This is a genomic window from Aequorivita vladivostokensis (assembly GCF_000952855.1).
GTDB lineage: Bacteria > Bacteroidota > Bacteroidia > Flavobacteriales > Flavobacteriaceae > Aequorivita > Aequorivita vladivostokensis.
The window spans coordinates 170,626-187,767 of the sequence record NZ_JSVU01000002.1 but is presented as its reverse complement, the minus strand read 5'-3'; the positions used below and the strand labels follow the sequence as shown (position 1 = coordinate 187,767).

The window sequence follows — 17,142 nt, the reverse complement described above, 5'->3', positions numbered from 1 at the left end:
TTCAGTTTCAATTTGGGTTATTGATATATTTATTTGAGACTTTCAATTTTATATTTCGTTCTCCATTTTTTTCATTCAGTTCTAAAACTACCATTTTGTCATTGCTCATTGAAAACTTCGGTAGAACGTAAACCATTCTTTTGATTTGTTTCTCGGCAACTTTCGTAGGAACATCGTATTTAAAATTAGGAAGCTGTGAAATTCGCTGTATTGATTTCTTTTTTCCCTGCTTTCTTGTTTGTGTCGAAATATCCAAGAAATTTAGATCGTAATCCAATGAAGACTTGTTTTCGATTTTGATAACGAAATAGAGCTCTTCCTTATCAAAAACTATATTTTCCAAACTCAGAACTATACCATTCTTGCGTTTTTGGATGCTCCCGATTTTTTGTTTTCTGGTCAACAGATAAGAGCAAAACCTTTCGTAGTAAAATGTTTTGTCCGTGAACAGATTGGCAACATTAGTAGAATCGGAACCCTCTGTAAATTTTGGTTGCTCAAAGCCAATACTTTCCGACTGTGGAACAAAATAATTCAGCTTTTTCAATTGCTCCCTATAGCTTACAATATACGAAAAAATTGAGCCATTTTTATTGATTACGAGCAGATTACTTGCCTTTCCGGGCTTGGCCTGGAGCAATCCAAAGTATTGTTCTTTTTCTCGATTATATGTGAAAACAAAATTATCCGCACCCGTAATTCCTTGTCGAATAGGGTTCGGAAAAAAGAGGGCTACGTTCTTTTTGTCGTTGGCAAAAATGGTGTCGAGCGGGGCCGTGTTTTGGGCCTCCATAAAGAAGCTTGCAAAAATTAAACTTCCCAATAAGATTGAATTTTTCATAATGCTGGTTTTAGAATGAGTTTGTAATTATTGGTCACGGTAACCTTGACCGTTCTTTGGTTCTTTCGAAATACTTTTTGGATTCCACTAACCTGTGGAACCCCTGCTATATTGATATCTCCCACAATGTCATCCACGACCTCGCGGCTCACATCAGCTCGGAAACTGTTTTCCACATAAATCCCTTCACTTCCGTCTTGAAGATCAAATGCTTTTAGTTTTACTGGACGGTGATTAATGTTTTCAATTTCAATTAGAGCACGATTTGGCTTGAAGCTTATAAAACCAAAGACGGGCGTATTTTTTGAAACTTTCACTCCATTTATCAATGCATCTTTTAGCAAGCGCATTCGTAGACGATAATTCGTTTTTACCACTTGGTTTCCGTCAACTTCCACAAATATTTCCGCATCGGTATTTGCGAGGCCTATTTTGGGATTAACCATTGGATCGGATGCAAAAAACAGTTGGTGCTCCAGTCCCAGTTCCTTTAGGGCAATGGCCTCATCTTTTTCCGCGATTATGGAATCCTCGTCCACTTTTGGCTTCCTTCGATACCTTTCAGGAACCACATAGGTATCTTTTGAATAGTTGATTTTGTTGTGTTTATAAATACTATCTACAATCCTAACTTTTTCTTTATCCATAAAATCAGGGTCATAAAAACCCAGGGAATCGAGATTCTTTTCATCGTAAATACTTGGAGCATTGGTTTCCCTAACTTCTTTTAGGGCATCAATCGCTTCCAATTTTGTTGTGTATTCTTTCTGGTTTTCATCCAGTTCCGGTACAGCGGTTTGCGTTAAGCTTTCGGTTTCAGATTCATCATCCGATAGCACCGTGATCGAATAGGTTATAATGAAGATCAACACTACCGCAAGGACGGAAGCGAATACTATTTTATTCTTTTCAATTTTCATTTGTCAATTTTTTAAGTGATTTTTCAAAATAATCGGTAATCAAGAGTCCGTGTGTATTCTTCGGAAAGTTTCGGTCCACAACAATCAGATTTCCCGTGGAAATCAATTCATATCGGTCCACGACGGTACCGCGATTGATTTCAAAAATTGTCTTGGTCTTGAATCTATAGGGTTTGCTCTCAAGATCCAGTTGGGATTCAATGCTCAGTACCTTTTGCACCAGCGAATATTGAAGCAGTCTATTATAAACCCCATCCGCTTTCTTCTGTCGGTATAAATTGTCAACTGAACTATTTCCAAGCCAGAGTGCTTTCTCCAAATTCTTTTCATAATTGCTTGCATCTATATTGTAGAAATAGGAATGAAACAGTTCAAGATGCGCCAAGGCCTCAACTTTTAAATTTTCCTTCTGAGCGACCCATTTTAAGGGAATTACAGATCCGTCGGTATTGATGGCGAAGGCATTGTTCAACGCTTTTTTATTGATGCTGAAAACTGACCAAACGGCCAATCCACTCGATAGAAAAGAGAAGGCCAATACTGCGATTACAATGAAACGGTTCGTTTTAAGGACGGTGTATATATTTTTATAAGGTGTTTTCATAATAAAAATTCTGCATTAAGCAGTAAACAGTCTTAATGTGAATGAAGTGGCCCGTCTATAGAGTTTAAACTTCAGAAAGACAATAAATCCGATAGAGCCCAATTCTACGACCGGGGCGAAGAATCTGCTTCCAACATCGGTACCGAAAAGGTTGACCCAAAAGTTGGTATTGATCTCGGTATAAATCGCATTTATAAAAACATTGACCAGAAAGAAAGCCGGTACGAGCATATAGACAGCGGCATAAAGCTTAAAAAAGGTATAGGCGAGCGTACGGAACTTTTCAAAGACTGCCAAGCTGATCACCAGGGGAAAGAATGCACGCATAATTCCCAAAAGGAAAAACCGTTCGGCCAAGAATAGGGGATAGATAAACAGATCCAAAATCCAAAGAATCAGGCTTCCGATAAAGGCGAAAATCTTAAATCCATACAGTGGCGTTACCAGTGCATCGTACAATAACGCCATGGCTTTTTTGGCGGCTTCCAATGCGCCCACATCCTCTTCCAATGGAATATCCTGCATTTGGAGGGGAAGGAGCGCAGGAGCCGTGTTGCGATATTGGGATTCAATGGCCACCAAAATGCCATCAAAAAACCCTAATACCTGCGTTGAGAAAATGACGAGGATTACGATCATAAAATTTTTGATTAGGTCGCTCGGACTTAGGCCCCAAGTGTATCCATCCTTATCTACCGCACCCTCATTGTATTTTTTGAGAATGTTGATCAGAAAGAACAGCACCGCAAGCGTTTTCATTCCGCCAATAGTGTATTGCGAAAAGTCGCTGTTCTGTATGGTCTGGTAAATGGTGTCAACGTATTCCAGACCTATCCCCAATGAGATTGCGGCAGTCATTTTAGTAGGCTGTTTCCCGGTTATTTATCTTGTCCTGCATTTTCCTAAAGGAAATAATATCCCGGTACCGTTCAGTCTTTTTTGTGATCTCGGCCACCATTTCCTTTGTTTGGACTTCTTTCGCTTTCAAAATCGAGGCTCTTTCAGCATCGCTCATTTTCATATAATCGCTGGAGAGAATCTGATCTATAAAGTCAAGATTGTCCAATGAAGTATCGATGATAGAGTTGAAGGAATCTGAAATGCGAGTAATCTCATCTGGTTTTATAAAAGGAGAATTCAGAATATCTCTTAAATCATCATTTACAATGTCAATCAAACGTTGATTGTTGCGATTGATTTCTTGAACAGCCTTCAGCTGCTTGATTACATCGTTTACCTTTTCGAGGTTTTCCTTTTGTGTTTTTAAGAACTTGACGGTTTTGATTAGATTGGAGGTCTGCTTACCGGATTCCAATAGCTGTTTAATCAAACTGATAAAGTTTGTGTTGTCATAAACGGGCATTCCTTGGGCCTTGATATTTAGGCTGAACAATAGTGCCATTGCGAGAATTAAAATTTTTGACTTCATAAATTCTGTTTTTAGGATGTATATTCAGTGATTGCTTTTTCCATATTTTGATGCTTTTCATAAAGCTTCATTATTTCTTCATTTTCAGCCCCGTCCGTTAAGTAAGCTGCATAAACTTCTTTGGGAACTTCCAATCGGAAAATGTTGCTTTCCTTTCCGATTTTAATAAACATTTCCGTGTACTTGCGCAGCCCAGAAAGATTGTTTTTGATTGATTTCAGCTGATTTAAATCGTGGCTGGAGAGGTGCAACCTTTTCTGCAGCTCGTCATATCCTTTTTCATTGTGAAGGCTGTAAATGACCTGTGTGTTTTCCAAAATACTTGCAGAAGTTGAATTGTTGGGAAGCTGATTAATGGACTGAAGAATGATCCCGATGGCACCGTTCTGTTTTCGGATGGCCTGGTAATAGAATTCCACACTTTCCAGTACGTTTTCGAACTTGAGCTGTTTTGCAAACTCATCGAACAGAATGATACCTTTTTCAGCACGGTTCTTCCAAATGGTTCTTTGGATTGCGGACTTTATAAGCTTTAGCATAACCGAAAGAATTTCCTTGTTGTCCTTTACTTCGTCCAGCTCGAAAACTATCAATCTTTTATCCTCAATTTTATAGGTTTGGTCCTCACTTACCTCAAAGAGGAAACTGTACAGTCCATCCCCAACATACTCGGACATAATGTGCAGGAAATTGGTAATGTTGAAATAATCGGAATGAATTTTCAATTTCTTTAAAAGTGAATCCTGATTGGACTCAATAAAAGCATAAAAACTGCTAAGTGAATGATTGGTCTTGATTTGCTTATAATAATGGCGTAGGATTTTCTTAACGGATACTGATTGTGCTTTGGTCACTTTTAAATCGGAAGCGAACAATTCAAAAAGGAATACCGAAAGATCCTCCAGACGTTCCGGGGTCAAGTCTTTAAGGTCACTTATATAAAAGGGGTTTATGCCAAGGTTTTTTCCACTTTCATAGCGGAGCACGGTGTATTGCTCTGGATAAAGTTTTGCGAATTTGGTGTAGGAACCGCCCAAATCTATAATGACAAGACGAACTCCGCTTTCGAAATATTGACGCAAGATATTGTTAGCCAAAAAAGATTTCCCTTCCCCCGTAGGAGCGAAGATTGCAAAGTTTCTGGCCTTGATGCGTTTCTTTTTTTCGTCCCAAACATCTTTAAGGACAGGGATGTTATGTTCCCTATCATTGAATATTACTCCCGTTGTATCCGATTTATAATTGGTGTTGTTGATCAATAGGCATAGCGAATGTTTTAAATCCGTTACATACAGATCGTCATTTGAAAAGTTGGAAGAAAAGCAGCAAAAGCTATTTAGGATATAATTCTTGCGTTCCTCGCCTCTGGGATAGTATGGAATAATGTCCAGCTCCTTGAATTCAGTCTTTATTTTGGAGCTAATTTTTTCAAGGTTTTTCACTTCCTTATCCCAATAAATAATATTGAGGTGTCCCCGGATTACACGAGCATTGTCATCGGAATTTATTTGGTTCTGTATATATTGGATTTTCTTTAGGACCACTTTATTTTGCGAGCCGAAATTTGAGCTTTTGTTAAGTTCCTCAATTTTCTTGTCGAGAATCTTTCGCCACTTTTGTTTGTCATCCAGATATATGATTTGGTTTACGATATGGTTTTCATTCAGGGTAAGTCCAAGCCCATCAATAAACCCTTGATGGAACACAAAATCGTCCGAAGTAAAATGTTCGTTGGTCTTGCTGCTCTGTACATTTTCGCCAAAGCATAGTTCACTGTTTATGGAAAGGACATCGAAATAGTTTTCTCCGATATTCAGTTCCTTTTTCTCTAAGATTATATCCGTGTCAAACCCTTCATTGAAACCATTGAAAAAGCCGTTTGTCAAACTTTGGATTTCCTTTGAATCCAAAGGAGTGAATTCCATTTTTCGACTGTTGTTTATAAAGGAAACCGAATCACTAACGGCACCAAGAAAACTGTGAATAGTATCGTCCATTTCCGGGACAATTGTTTTTGTCACCTTTTTAAAGGGGTTGATATATTTTGAATTGTTTAGCGCTTTGTTTTTGGTAAGAATGAAAAACAGATAGCATTTGTGCTCCATAAATTCCCGCCCCTTAAAATGCTTGTGTGTGGCTTTTTCCAGAAACGTTTGGTTAGGTAAATTTTCTGAAGCAAAGTTTCTTTTTAGATAAATATCCTGTTTGTGAACAACGCATCCAGTAGACAAGGATTTAATGGCCTGAAACCAAGCCCCGTGAATATCCTCGAAATCTTTTTCGGAGAGGGAATATATTTCTGGAAGATTGCCCGCGTAACACAAAACAACATTGCCATTATTGGCAAAAATGACATTCTCTTGAATATCCACTATTGGGTGATATGCGGCCACGTTAATCTTCTTCATAATTGAAAAGTGTGGGTTTCTTATTGCTGATAATCTGTGGAAAGGGTTTTGAGAAATGGAATAGTTGTGGATTGTTTGTAATCTTGATAAGTGCGATATACAGTCCCATATTCAATACTATTACTCCGACAATTATTCCGAAACTGAAAGAGAAAATAATGACCAAGAGCGATGCTACTATTGAAATCATCATTAGGGCAAACAAGGAAATGGGCAGCCCAAAAATGACCGCGCGTTTCCTGATGTTTCTATAGGTTTCGTACTGTTTCATTACACCACGATTCCGATTAAATAAGTAAAGATTCCTACCACCGCTCCCGCGATCAGCACGAATACCAAAACCCGTGTAATTCCTTTTTTTAGGTCTGCGTTCTCTCCGAAGAAATGCCCAGCATTAAATAGAAATCCAATAAGAAAGATGACCCCGAGAATAATAGGGAAGATGGTCCGTATAGTATCGGAAACATCATTTACGGAATCTTCGATTCCACCAATCTGTGCGAAGCTTCGTGCGATTGAAAATAAAAGTGCGGTTAAAATGAAAATAGATCTTTTCATAGCTATGCGTTTTATAAACCTGAAACAGGTTGGTTACTGAAATTTTGCGAAATCTATTATGAAAAGAAGGGAGGGAAAGAAAATCTTTAAACTTTAACGTGATCCAGTGTTAAACTTTGGAAGATTGTTAGAAATGGAAATGAATCTTTGAATTTTGTTCAAAACAAGAAGTTATTATGGTTCTGTTCAAGGTTTTATTCTCGATCCTTTTGGCCCTAGAATTATTTAGTCTGCCCAATCGTGTTTTGGGACAACCAAACCCAAATGGAAAAAGGATAATTGTAATTGATCCCGGTCACGGTGGAAAAGATCCTGGGGCAGTGGGTGTAAATGGGATTCTCGAAAAAGATGTCGTTCTAAAAATCGCAAAACAGACTGCAGAACTGAATGAAACCGTTTTTAAAAATCAATATGAAATTTACTTAACGCGATATAAGGACACACTTATTTCATTGGGAGATAGAACCAAGTTAGCAAAATCCTTGAATGCAGATATTTTTATTTCCTTGCATTGCAATCATTTTGATAGTCCGAATGCGAGAGGGATTGAAGTGTATGTTTCAAATTCTATTGGAATGTATTGGAAGCATTCCATTTTAACAGGATATGAAATTGAAAAGGCATTGGTCAATAATATTGGTTTGGAAAGTCGTGGTGTGAAGTTTGCAAATTTTCAGGTCTTAAGGGAAACGGTTGATTGTTTTCCTGCTGTGCTTTTGGAATTTGGGTTTTTGTCTAATTTGGACGAAGCAAATTACTATTCAGTAGATAAAAACTTGAAAGTGATTGCATTACTGTTATTGAATGAATTAACCAAAATATCAAATTATGAATAAGTTGTTTGAACAGGTTTTGAAAAGTTTAAAGCAGATTGTTGTAACGGTTTGTTCAGAAGCTATTAAGGTTATTAAGAAATTGAAGTAATTTGAATGTTCTGTTATCTATCAATTTCCACCGATAATTCCTTATTTTTGTTTGGATATAACGAATTACCACACATTTAAAAAAAACATTGAGAAAACCAAAATACAGCATAGAGCATTATAAGGTTATTGCCGAAAAAAATGGTGGAAAATGTTTGACAAATGAATTGATTAGTTCAGAAACGAAACTTGATTTAGTTTGTGTAAATAATCACAAATGGTCAACTTATCCAAGAAATTTAATTAGAGGATTTTGGTGTAAACGTTGCTCGTCTAAACGAACCTCAAATAAATGGAAAAAAACACTTTCAGACTGTATAGCTGTTGCAACTAAAAATAATGGCAAATGCCTTTCACAAGAGTATATTAGTAGTAATTCTAAAATGACTTGGCAATGTAAGGAAAATCATATTTGGCAGGCAACTTATAATAGTATTCAACAAGGAAGTTGGTGTAACATTTGTTCATCCAAAAAAGGAAGTGAAAAATTAAAACATTCTTTATCTGATTGTGTAGAAACCGCTAAAGAAAACAACGGAAAATGTTTGTCGGAACATTACGAGAATAGTCAAACAAAAATGCTTTGGCAATGTGATAAAAAACATATTTGGAAATCTTCATATGCAAATATTAGAAAAGGTACTTGGTGCAGAATATGCTCTATAAAAAAAAGTGGCTTGAAAAGACGTTTGTCTTTGGACTTCTTTAAAAAATACGCCATTTCAAAAAATGGTCTTTGCTTAAGTGAACATTACGAAACCCAAAGTTCTAAACTTGAATTTCAATGCTCAAAAGGTCATAAATGGAAAACAACAGCAGGTTCAATTAGAGCCGGTAAAACGTGGTGTCCATTTTGTGCAGGAACATTTAAAGTTACAACGGAAAAACAAATTCAAGATAAATTAGATGAGGTTAGGAATATTGCAATTTTAAAGGGAGGTAAATGCCTATCAAAAACATATATAAATAGTAAAACAAAATTAAAATTTCAATGCTCACAAGGTCACATTTGGGAAACTATACCACACATAATAAAAAAAGGTGGTTGGTGCAATGCTTGCGCTGTAAAGAGGGTAAGCGATGAACAAAGAGATACGATAGAAGATTTTATCCAAATCATAAAAAAGAATGGTGGCAAATGCTTATCGAAAACTTATCTAAATGCTACTCAAAGTAGAATTCACGTAGAATGTGAGAATGGCCATAGGTGGTTTGCAAGGCCACAAGGATTAAAGAGAGATGCTTGGTGCAGAAAGTGTTACGGAACAGCAAAATCAACTTTGAGTGAAATCCAAGAATTAGCAATCGAAAGAGGAGGAAAATGCCTTTCCGCAAAATATAAAAATGATGCGACCAAAATGCAATGGGAATGTTCGGAAAAACATAAGTGGATTGCAACACCAAATAACATAAAAAGAGGTAAATGGTGTCCAACTTGCACAAAAGGAATAGGCGAAAGAACCTGTAGATTAAGTTTTGAAAAAATATTCGGTAAAAACTTCAACGGCATTAGACCTGATTGGTTAAAGAACAATATAGGTAATAAAATGGAACTTGACGGTTACAACGAAGAACTAAAAATTGCATTTGAACATCAAGGTCGTCAGCACTATTCTACAACAAACGTTAATCATAGATACGTCAAACAATCTACGATTGATAATGACAAACAGAAAGCAGAGATCTGTAAGGAATTAGGCGTTAAAATCATTTATATACCTGAAGTGTTTACGGATGTCAAATTAGATGATTTAGTTTCATTCATAATTAATCAACTTGAAAATAAAAATATAAAATATCCCATAAAGGCAAAAGATATTAAGCTAAATCCATCAGAGGTTTACACCTACACCAAAAATAAGGAACTTATTGAACGTGAAAATAGAGCCAAAGTTATAATTGAAAAATCTGGAGCAGAAACAATAGATATTTACAGGACAAACAGCGGAGTGAAAATTCGCGTGAAATGCAAAAATAATCACACTATGTCAACTACAACGAGCCAAATTTTGAAAGGAAATATCTGTGTAAAATGTAATTGATTTCCGTTTAATTAACAAATTATGAAAATAACTGATTTTTTAGATAAGTTTGAAAAAATAAGTTCAACTGATAACTTTGAAAAAAAGTTTGTCCGTGGTATAGATAAAACTTGTAAATTTTGTTCTAAAACATCAAATGAAACCACCTTCAATAATGTTCCGCACGTAATTCCTGAACTTTTCGGCAAAAATAATTTTACAAATAACGAGGAGTGTGATAATTGCAACACGTTATTTGGACGATTTGAGACAGATTTGGCGAATTATGTCAGTCCATATTTAACATTAATTGGACAAAGAACAAAAAGTAAAGTTCCCATATTTCAAAGTAGAAAGGGCGAAAATCAACGTTCTACAAGGATCAAAAACATTAACGGAAACCCTCACTTTAATTTTGGAAGTAATCTTTCAGATTTTGAATATGATTATCAAAATAATCAACTGAATGTCACTCTGAAAAAGAAAAAATTTGTTCCAATTAATGTTTATAAAGGTTTAGTGAAAGTCGGATTGTCATTATGCACAACAGAAGAATTGGAAAATTACAATAAGACTATTGACTGGTTATCTCAAAGAGAGGATGATCTTGAGAATACCATTTTTGATATTCCCTTACTATTATTGAGGACACGATTTTCAAAGAAATATTATGCAAAGCCAGCTGCTATTCTATACAAAAGAAAACATAGCATTTCAGGCAACATTTACCGACCAAACTTATGTTTGGTGGTTTATTCTGGAATTTTAGTTTTTCAGATTTTCATACCATTTTGCGATGAAACTGAAAACATTAATCCAAAGGAATATAAATTTGAATATGATTTATTTCCAGCTTTTGTATTTGATGTTGATTTCCCAAAAGATCAAGAGAAGATTGAATTGGATATAAGCGATATGTCCATTGTTAAATACGATATGAACTGGCGCGCACAAGTTGAAGAAGATGAATTAATCGGATTTAAATATGATAGTATCATTAGCAACTAATAGTCACTTTAAATTGTTAATTCACACCACATCACAGGATGCTCACTAGCAGCCTGACTCTTATTCTGCAAACTGGAATATATACCCCAATTAGGCCGCTTCTCTGGCCAAACTCCTTTCCTGTTTAGCCCACTACTTTTTACATTTGAAAAAAGCGAAGGAGATAGCAACAAATAATCTTCTTGCTTAATATTTACTCCCATTCGGTAAGCACCCAATCGAAAGTAAGTAGCATCTTGACCTTCATCAAAATCGACATTAAAAGTTTTGTTTTTGCTGATGTCTTTTAAATCGGTTTCTTGGAGTAATTGAGCCAAGGAGTTACAATAGGAGGGTGCATTAAATGTCCCGGCGACTACAATATTTATTTTGCTTTGAATCTGGAGCATTTTGTATATAACGGAAGCTTGATATGCTTGATTTTTTCGTATTTCAAAAGCCTTTTCTTTATCGCATTTATTTTCATAAAAATAGGCAGAGAGCAGATGAATAGTTTTTCCTTTGGGACTTTGAATCTCATATTCCAATAATTCCTGAGTTGCACTTTCAGAATCATCAATTGTATGGATTTTAATGGATTCAAGTTGATATCCATTTTTTAAAAGTAATGCTTGTTCACGGCTCTTTCCTTCAGAACTTGGAATCAAAATACTTTCCGAGAAAGGAGCACAATTAAACTTCGGCAAGTGGAATTTATTAAATTCATCCAAAGACATTTTATCCTCAACTTCCTGTAGCACCAAAATATCTGGATTGATTTCCGAAATAACCATAGCTTTATGATTTGTAGCTTCTGGATCGATAGGCACGGTCTGAACTTTGATCCAACCGTTCCAATCCGTTAATTCCCCTGATTTGAGCTCTTTGGAGCAGTTCATTCCTTTCAAATAAAGCTCTCCCGCTTTCTTTCGCATCACCACGTATGGGTTTTGATAGGTTTTGTCAAAATCCAACAGGAACGATAATTCCCTTAACCGTTCAGTATTCGAAGCGCTTTTTTCTTTAGTTAGCAGGGTGTCGAATTCAACAATCCAATCGGAAACGCATTTGCCAACGGTTTTTTGAATCAAGCTTCTATCTCTATGAAACAGGTTTTGAACATTAAAGGTGGCTATTTTCATAATCGTAGATTTTATTTTCTTTTGTCCTGTGCATTTTTATCAAAGGCAATTAGGTTAAACATTTCCCGCATTCTGCTTCGCACACGGTTTCCATATCTTTCCTCCAGTTCCTCTGCATTTAGATTGGTTGTGGCATGCGTTTTCAGTTTGCTTTTCAGAAAAAGTTCATGACGTGAAAGCAGCACCTCTCCCATTACATTGCAGTCCTGTCCGTAGTGCCTCCCGATGGGCTCCACCCCCAGATCATCAAAACAGAAATAGCTGCCACTTCCGTAATCTTCAATGATTTTATAACCGAGGTGATTGAATGCAAAAACAATATTCCGGCAGGGAATTACCGAGTAGGATCGCTGAAGCGGAATAATAAACTGCAGCAGCTTCATTAAGGATGTTTTGCCACAACCCACAGGACCGGAAACCAAAAGCCCCTTATCTGGATCTATTCCTGCCTGTTCGCATTTTTCCTTATCCTTTATAAAATAATTGCTTAGTTTATAAATGATGTCCTTATCCTCCTTATAGATTTTGAACTGTTTGCCAAACAACAATTTTCCCTTGGCATCCAGATAGATCAAGATCTTTGGGAAATCATAGAACATCTCAAACCCATTGAACCTTCCGATTGAATATTCTATGCCACCTTCGGTTATTTTAGAGGGGTTGACCATAATTTTTTGTTTTACTGGTTTTAAGGTTGTCCCGTTTTTGGGACACTGCTTTTGCCGTTTTAATTTCTTTGGATTTTAACATCCAGTTTTCTGCTGTGGATTGCCAATCCGTTATTTCAATTTTTCCGCCGATTTTCCAACCGATGCCATTATAATGGTTGAAGAATTTTTCTCCTTCCAATACGGGCCATTTTTGTTTTTCAAAAAAAATTAAAACTTCATTTTTATTTTTTGGCAGCTTAACTTTATTTCTGTTTGTTATAGGTTTATTCATGTTTGTATAAGGTACCAATGCTTGTCCCTCTAGTTGTTCAGTAGATGCCTCGATACTTGTCTCAGTAGTTGTTTCGTCGCTTGTTTCACTACTTGTATCAAATTTGGGCATCCTGATTTTGCTCCCCTTGTAAGGATTGTGGGAGGGGAGATACCGGATGTATTTCCATCGATGCAGATTTTTTAAACATCGATGATAGGTTGCTTTTGAGCCTATTTTGGACATCTTCATAATCTCTTCCCGGTTTATATAAAACTCATCTTGAAACCGATTGATGTTCCAATATTGGAACAGGGCCATATACAAACTTATGTGCGTTGGGTTCAATTGGGAATCCATCGAAAATTGCTGAAAAACAGAGTTTAGGTGTTTTATATAGTTCATACATGATTAGTCACTTGGATGTTGAACACGATTATCTCTCATTACTTTCTGAATGTCCTCAGAATCATAATAAATGATTCCACCCATCTTGCTAAAAGGTAGTGTACCATTAATTCGAAGATTTTGGAGGGTGCCGGGACTTATCTGAAGCATTTCCATTACCTCTGAGGATTTGAGATATTTTTTCAAAGTGTCGGAAGCTTGTTTTGTGAGAATTTTTTTAATGTCATCGAGCAATTCAATCTTGAAATCCCGAAGATCGTCTGTGGTTATAATACTTGTTGGCATAATAGAACGGTTTTAGAAGAAAGGGACTATTTTATTGCTGTTATCTAATTTGATAGCCCCTTACTTGATTTGACTTTCGTTCTACAAATTTGCAGGTCTTTGATGGAAATCTTTCAATAGTCAATCCAGAGGTGGGAAAGATTTTTTCAAATAAAATTCGGGTAGTTTTGGAGGGAAATGAATGTTATCAATTTGGATATTGATACTAATTTGACATAATTTTAATGGCAAAAGATTTAAAAGCTGATTTCCCAACTTGGGAAGAGGGTGGGATTATGTATCCGATTCTTCGAACCGCTTCAATAATGATTCCTGCAATCTGTCCAGAAATTTGGTTCTACTGCCTTTACGTGCCCTGATCTCTATAAAAGTATGATAATAATTTCCAAGGTCTATATTGAAAATCTGTTCAAAAAGGGTAGCCATTTCCTTTATATCGGCTGTTCCGCTGTTAATAGCACCGCTGCTCTGCAGGGCATAGATGAGTTCTATGAGATCTGTTTTGTTTCCCGTCCAAAAAAGTCTTGATGATTGCTTCATTAAATTTGTGTTTTGATTGTCCTTGTAATTTTCTAGTTTTTCAATTTCCTGTTGTAAATAAACGATTAACATATCATAGGCCATAATCGCCGCCACGGTTCCATCCTGACAAGTGGAGAACTTTTCGTCGATATAAAAGTTAAAGAAATCGGTTGTGGATCGAAGATCAGATTTGCCACGGACGAAATATTGTTCGTCGAGTGATGTAGCGCCCCTTCGGTAATAATGGTAGAATTCCAGATTGTCATTAAAGAAGACCTGTAATTTGTCAATTTGATTATTGAGATATTTGATCTGGAATTTGGAACTGCTCCGTGGCCGTTTGCTTTCAATATTGAATAGTTTTGAGTAATAGATCAGTTTGCTGAAGATTTGGGGTTTAATATGTTTGAAGAAAAATATCTCTTCCTGAATGGAGCCGAAACCATGCCGTACCACTTCCTCCCGAAGTGTTTTTATCCACCGCTCTGTATAGGCTATACCAGTCTCTGCCCTGTATAAAATATCGTCCGTACAAGTTTCCAAAGCTTCCAATTTGGCTTCGAATTCCGATATTAAATCTTGATATTTCATACATATGGGGCAATTTGAAGTGATTGTCAACTAGATTCCAGAATACCCATAAGTTCAAGTTTATAATTATCAGCTGTCTGTATATAAGCGTATTTATTATATACGGTAGCTCCCAATTTTCGTTTTTCAAACTCTGCGGTAAGGCCTAAAGCAATATGTCGACATTTCAGTTCTATTGCACGCTTAATGGTCTGGAACAAAAGTTGGCGATAAATATGAAATTGTTCCAGATAGTTATAATCCATTCCCACAAAGGCGGGGACGTAAGTGTTATAGATATTCTTATAACAAAGCATAACGCCTATCATTTTCTTGGGCTCAGATTTTGGGTTAACAGTAATAAATTCCCAATTTGGATGAACCCACATCTTACCAAACAGTTTTGAAGGAAAGGAAAACGTGTTCAGCCCCAAGTTATTTTGATGTACATTTGAGTACAGTTCCGCAATTTGCTCCAATTGCACTAAGTTGGCATCTTGCACTATTCTTATATCCAGTAATTCTTCTATTTTCAAAATTTCTTTTCGCAAGTGCTTTCTGTTTCTAGTGGAAAGACGGGAAATATAGGCTTCCAAGTTATCTTTTGGTTTAAGTTCGATACTACAGGAATCTGGCATCTGCACACGAACAAACCCTTGACCTTGAAAATAATCGTGTAGGGTTTGATTTTCCCGGAAGTCACGAAGCACAATCATTTTTGCATTAAGCGAATGTTCTAATTTTTCCAAATTTTGCATAAGTAAATTCAGTCCCTCCTGTTTATGTGGATGTGTAAAATCTACAAATAAATGCTCGCCCTCAGTAAATAAGGAACCAAGGCTCAGAACATTTGAGGTCAAATAATATGGATTATTTTTGCGTTCTTCCTCAATGGTTTGCGAAGCTCCCACAGCCGCCAACATATCGTCCTTCCATAACCCAACAGTCATAAAAGTGGCCAATATCGGCTTTTGTTCTTGGTCGTAAATTATTAAATATCTGAACTCCCAGTTGTGTTCCATGTGGGAATTACCGCTAAAGGATTCTTCCAAAAATTTCAAACCCTCCCAATCGAATACACCATACTTTCCAAGTAAGCTGTTCCAAAGCTTTTTGTCAATTTTTTCTATGGTATCTTCTAATTGTACTTGTAGATCTTCATTAAATTTTAATTTTGAAAAGTTTTTTTTTTGTTTCGGCTCCATTTTAAATGCCTGGAAAACCCGTTCACTATTGGTATGGGTATCTTCCAAGGCCCGGGGGAAGAGATATTCCATCGCTTCCACAAGACCTTTGATTTCCTCTTTTTGGTTGTGCCTGGAAATGGTAATGCGTACACCGGTATTCTTGACGGGAACGGCAGGGAAGATGCCAAGGTTTACATAAAATCCTTCCTTCATCAATCGGTTTACAAAATTATAACCTGTCCTTGGCATTCCGGTTCCGATATAAAACACCGGAGATATATTCTCGTCAATCAGGGGCAGATCGGTTTGCTGCAAAAGCTCATTGAAATATTCTACGTGTTCCCGCAGTTCCTGTTGCAGGGTATAAATTTCTGGGGAAAGGTGTATATCAGCCGAGGCAGTTGCCGCGGCAATGGATGCTGGTTCCAATTGGGCGGAAAAGGTTAAGGGCCCTCCAAAAGTCTTAATCTCATGGTACATTTTTTTATTGGAACACACCAACACCGCACCACTGGCTCCAAAGGTTTTGCTAAGGGTACCAAAGAGCAGAATATTTTCGGACAGTTCCCCAAGCTGGCTTAACACATATCCCGTACCGTTCTTGCCTATCCAGCTCATGCCGTGCACATCATCAAAATAGAAATTAAGCTGCGGATATTTTTGGCTTAATGCCATTAAATCGGAAATAGGAGCGAAGTCGCCGTACATGGAATAGATACCGTCAGCCATATACCAAATTTTCTTTCGCTGGTCTGAATACCGCTTTATTTTATCCTCAAGCATATTCAGGTCGTTGTGCCTTACCATATCAATAGGTACACTTCTATTCTTTAAAATCTTGGCCGCACTCTGCACGCTCCAATGAACCTGATGGTCTAAAATGATGGCATCCTGATCTTTCACTGCGCTCGGTATTACTCCTATATGACCCAGTGTACTGTTTTTGGTAATGATAATAGGATGTCCGTACATTTCGGTAACCTTTTCTTCCAACCTACTATATAGCGGATTGGAGATGTAAGACTTTGACAACGGAAACTGCGTGCCGTATTTGCGTATCGCATCAATAGCTGCTTCCTTTAGCCTTACATCCTGTTCCAGGCCTAAATACCCAGTGGTGCCAAAGTGAAAAAGGCTCCTGTTTTTAACTCCAATAGTACGTCCGTTAAAGGTTTCCCCTTCAGCGTACAGATGGAGTACGCCTTCCTGTTTTGCATCCGTAAACACCTCATGAACGGTATCCAAAAAGTTGTTGTGTTTGATTTTTGCCATGGTCGTTGAGTTTAAAGCATAGAATTTACGGGCATTTGATGGCAATTAAAAGTTCAATTACAAAATAATACCGCTGGGATAAGTTTTTTTTCATTTTGGATAAGAAAAAAGTCCTGACTTGGGCTGTGAATCGTCGCCTTAAAA

At 36.9% G+C, this 17,142-nt stretch carries 17 protein-coding genes; 3 read left to right on the top strand and 14 right to left on the bottom strand.

The genetic code is table 11. The features are described 5' to 3' along the window. Positions 1-7: 7 nt before the first annotated feature. Genes MB09_RS03560 through MB09_RS03525 form a run of 8 tightly spaced genes read right to left on the bottom strand, consistent with a single transcriptional unit; the run spans position 8 to position 6,760 of the window. On the bottom strand, positions 8-841 hold the full coding sequence (locus tag MB09_RS03560) for a DUF4138 domain-containing protein (RefSeq protein ID WP_045079510.1): 834 nt from the start codon (positions 839-841) through the stop codon (positions 8-10). After that, positions 838-1,761 carry a conjugative transposon protein TraM gene (gene traM, locus MB09_RS03555; RefSeq protein ID WP_045079509.1) on the bottom strand — a complete coding sequence of 308 codons (924 nt, stop codon included), beginning with the start codon at positions 1,759-1,761 and terminating at the stop codon, positions 838-840. Before traM ends, MB09_RS03560 begins: the two co-directional genes overlap by 4 nt. Continuing rightward, positions 1,751-2,365, bottom strand: a complete 615-nt coding sequence (locus MB09_RS03550) for a conjugal transfer protein TraK (RefSeq protein WP_045079508.1) — start codon at positions 2,363-2,365, stop codon at positions 1,751-1,753. The genes traM and MB09_RS03550 overlap by 11 nt, the downstream gene beginning before the upstream one ends. Positions 2,366-2,380: 15 nt before the next feature. After that, positions 2,381-3,223 carry a hypothetical protein gene (locus MB09_RS03545; protein ID WP_045079507.1) on the bottom strand — a complete coding sequence of 281 codons (843 nt, stop codon included), beginning with the start codon at positions 3,221-3,223 and terminating at the stop codon, positions 2,381-2,383. Position 3,224: 1 nt separating this feature from the next. Further along, the gene (locus MB09_RS03540) at positions 3,225-3,794 is read right to left on the bottom strand and encodes a hypothetical protein (protein WP_045079506.1); all 570 of its coding nucleotides are present in this window, start codon (positions 3,792-3,794) and stop codon (positions 3,225-3,227) included. 11 nt (positions 3,795-3,805) lie between these two features. Next, complete coding sequence (locus MB09_RS03535; RefSeq protein ID WP_045079505.1) at positions 3,806-6,202, bottom strand: TraG family conjugative transposon ATPase; 2,397 nt, start codon at positions 6,200-6,202, stop codon at positions 3,806-3,808. Beyond that, positions 6,189-6,473 carry a hypothetical protein gene (locus MB09_RS03530; protein WP_045079504.1) on the bottom strand — a complete coding sequence of 95 codons (285 nt, stop codon included), beginning with the start codon at positions 6,471-6,473 and terminating at the stop codon, positions 6,189-6,191. Before MB09_RS03530 ends, MB09_RS03535 begins: the two co-directional genes overlap by 14 nt. Next, positions 6,473-6,760, bottom strand: a complete 288-nt coding sequence (locus MB09_RS03525; RefSeq protein WP_045079503.1) for a hypothetical protein — start codon at positions 6,758-6,760, stop codon at positions 6,473-6,475. The genes MB09_RS03530 and MB09_RS03525 overlap by 1 nt, the downstream gene beginning before the upstream one ends. 176 nt (positions 6,761-6,936) lie before the next feature. Between MB09_RS03525 and MB09_RS03520 the strand changes: the two genes are divergently transcribed. From MB09_RS03520 to MB09_RS03510, 3 genes are all read left to right on the top strand, one after another. After that, positions 6,937-7,596 (top strand): N-acetylmuramoyl-L-alanine amidase family protein, encoded by a 660-nt coding sequence (locus tag MB09_RS03520; protein WP_045079502.1) that lies wholly within the window; start codon positions 6,937-6,939, stop codon positions 7,594-7,596. Positions 7,597-7,772: 176 nt separating this feature from the next. Then, complete coding sequence (locus tag MB09_RS03515) at positions 7,773-9,725, top strand: hypothetical protein (RefSeq protein WP_045079501.1); 1,953 nt, start codon at positions 7,773-7,775, stop codon at positions 9,723-9,725. A gap of 21 nt (positions 9,726-9,746) precedes the next feature. Further along, entirely contained in the window at positions 9,747-10,712 is a 966-nt protein-coding gene (locus MB09_RS03510) for an HNH endonuclease (RefSeq protein ID WP_045079500.1), read from the top strand. 8 nt (positions 10,713-10,720) lie between these two features. Here the strand turns inward: MB09_RS03510 and MB09_RS03505 are convergent, their stop codons facing one another. From MB09_RS03505 to MB09_RS03480, 6 genes are all read right to left on the bottom strand, one after another. Next, complete coding sequence (locus MB09_RS03505; RefSeq protein ID WP_045079499.1) at positions 10,721-11,833, bottom strand: exonuclease/endonuclease/phosphatase family protein; 1,113 nt, start codon at positions 11,831-11,833, stop codon at positions 10,721-10,723. Between the two features lie 11 nt (positions 11,834-11,844). Next, a complete protein-coding gene (locus MB09_RS03500; protein WP_045079498.1) occupies positions 11,845-12,501 on the bottom strand; it encodes a P-loop NTPase family protein in 657 nt (218 codons plus the stop codon). Next, positions 12,485-12,886, bottom strand: a complete 402-nt coding sequence (locus MB09_RS16560) for a hypothetical protein (RefSeq protein ID WP_317619469.1) — start codon at positions 12,884-12,886, stop codon at positions 12,485-12,487. The genes MB09_RS03500 and MB09_RS16560 overlap by 17 nt, the downstream gene beginning before the upstream one ends. 279 nt (positions 12,887-13,165) lie before the next feature. Next, a complete protein-coding gene (locus tag MB09_RS03490; protein WP_045079496.1) occupies positions 13,166-13,447 on the bottom strand; it encodes a helix-turn-helix domain-containing protein in 282 nt (93 codons plus the stop codon). Between the two features lie 273 nt (positions 13,448-13,720). Further along, positions 13,721-14,560 carry an RteC domain-containing protein gene (locus MB09_RS03485; protein ID WP_045079495.1) on the bottom strand — a complete coding sequence of 280 codons (840 nt, stop codon included), beginning with the start codon at positions 14,558-14,560 and terminating at the stop codon, positions 13,721-13,723. 26 nt (positions 14,561-14,586) lie between these two features. After that, a complete protein-coding gene (locus tag MB09_RS03480) occupies positions 14,587-16,998 on the bottom strand; it encodes an aminotransferase class I/II-fold pyridoxal phosphate-dependent enzyme (RefSeq protein WP_045079494.1) in 2,412 nt (803 codons plus the stop codon). Between the last annotated feature and the right edge of the window lie 144 nt (positions 16,999-17,142).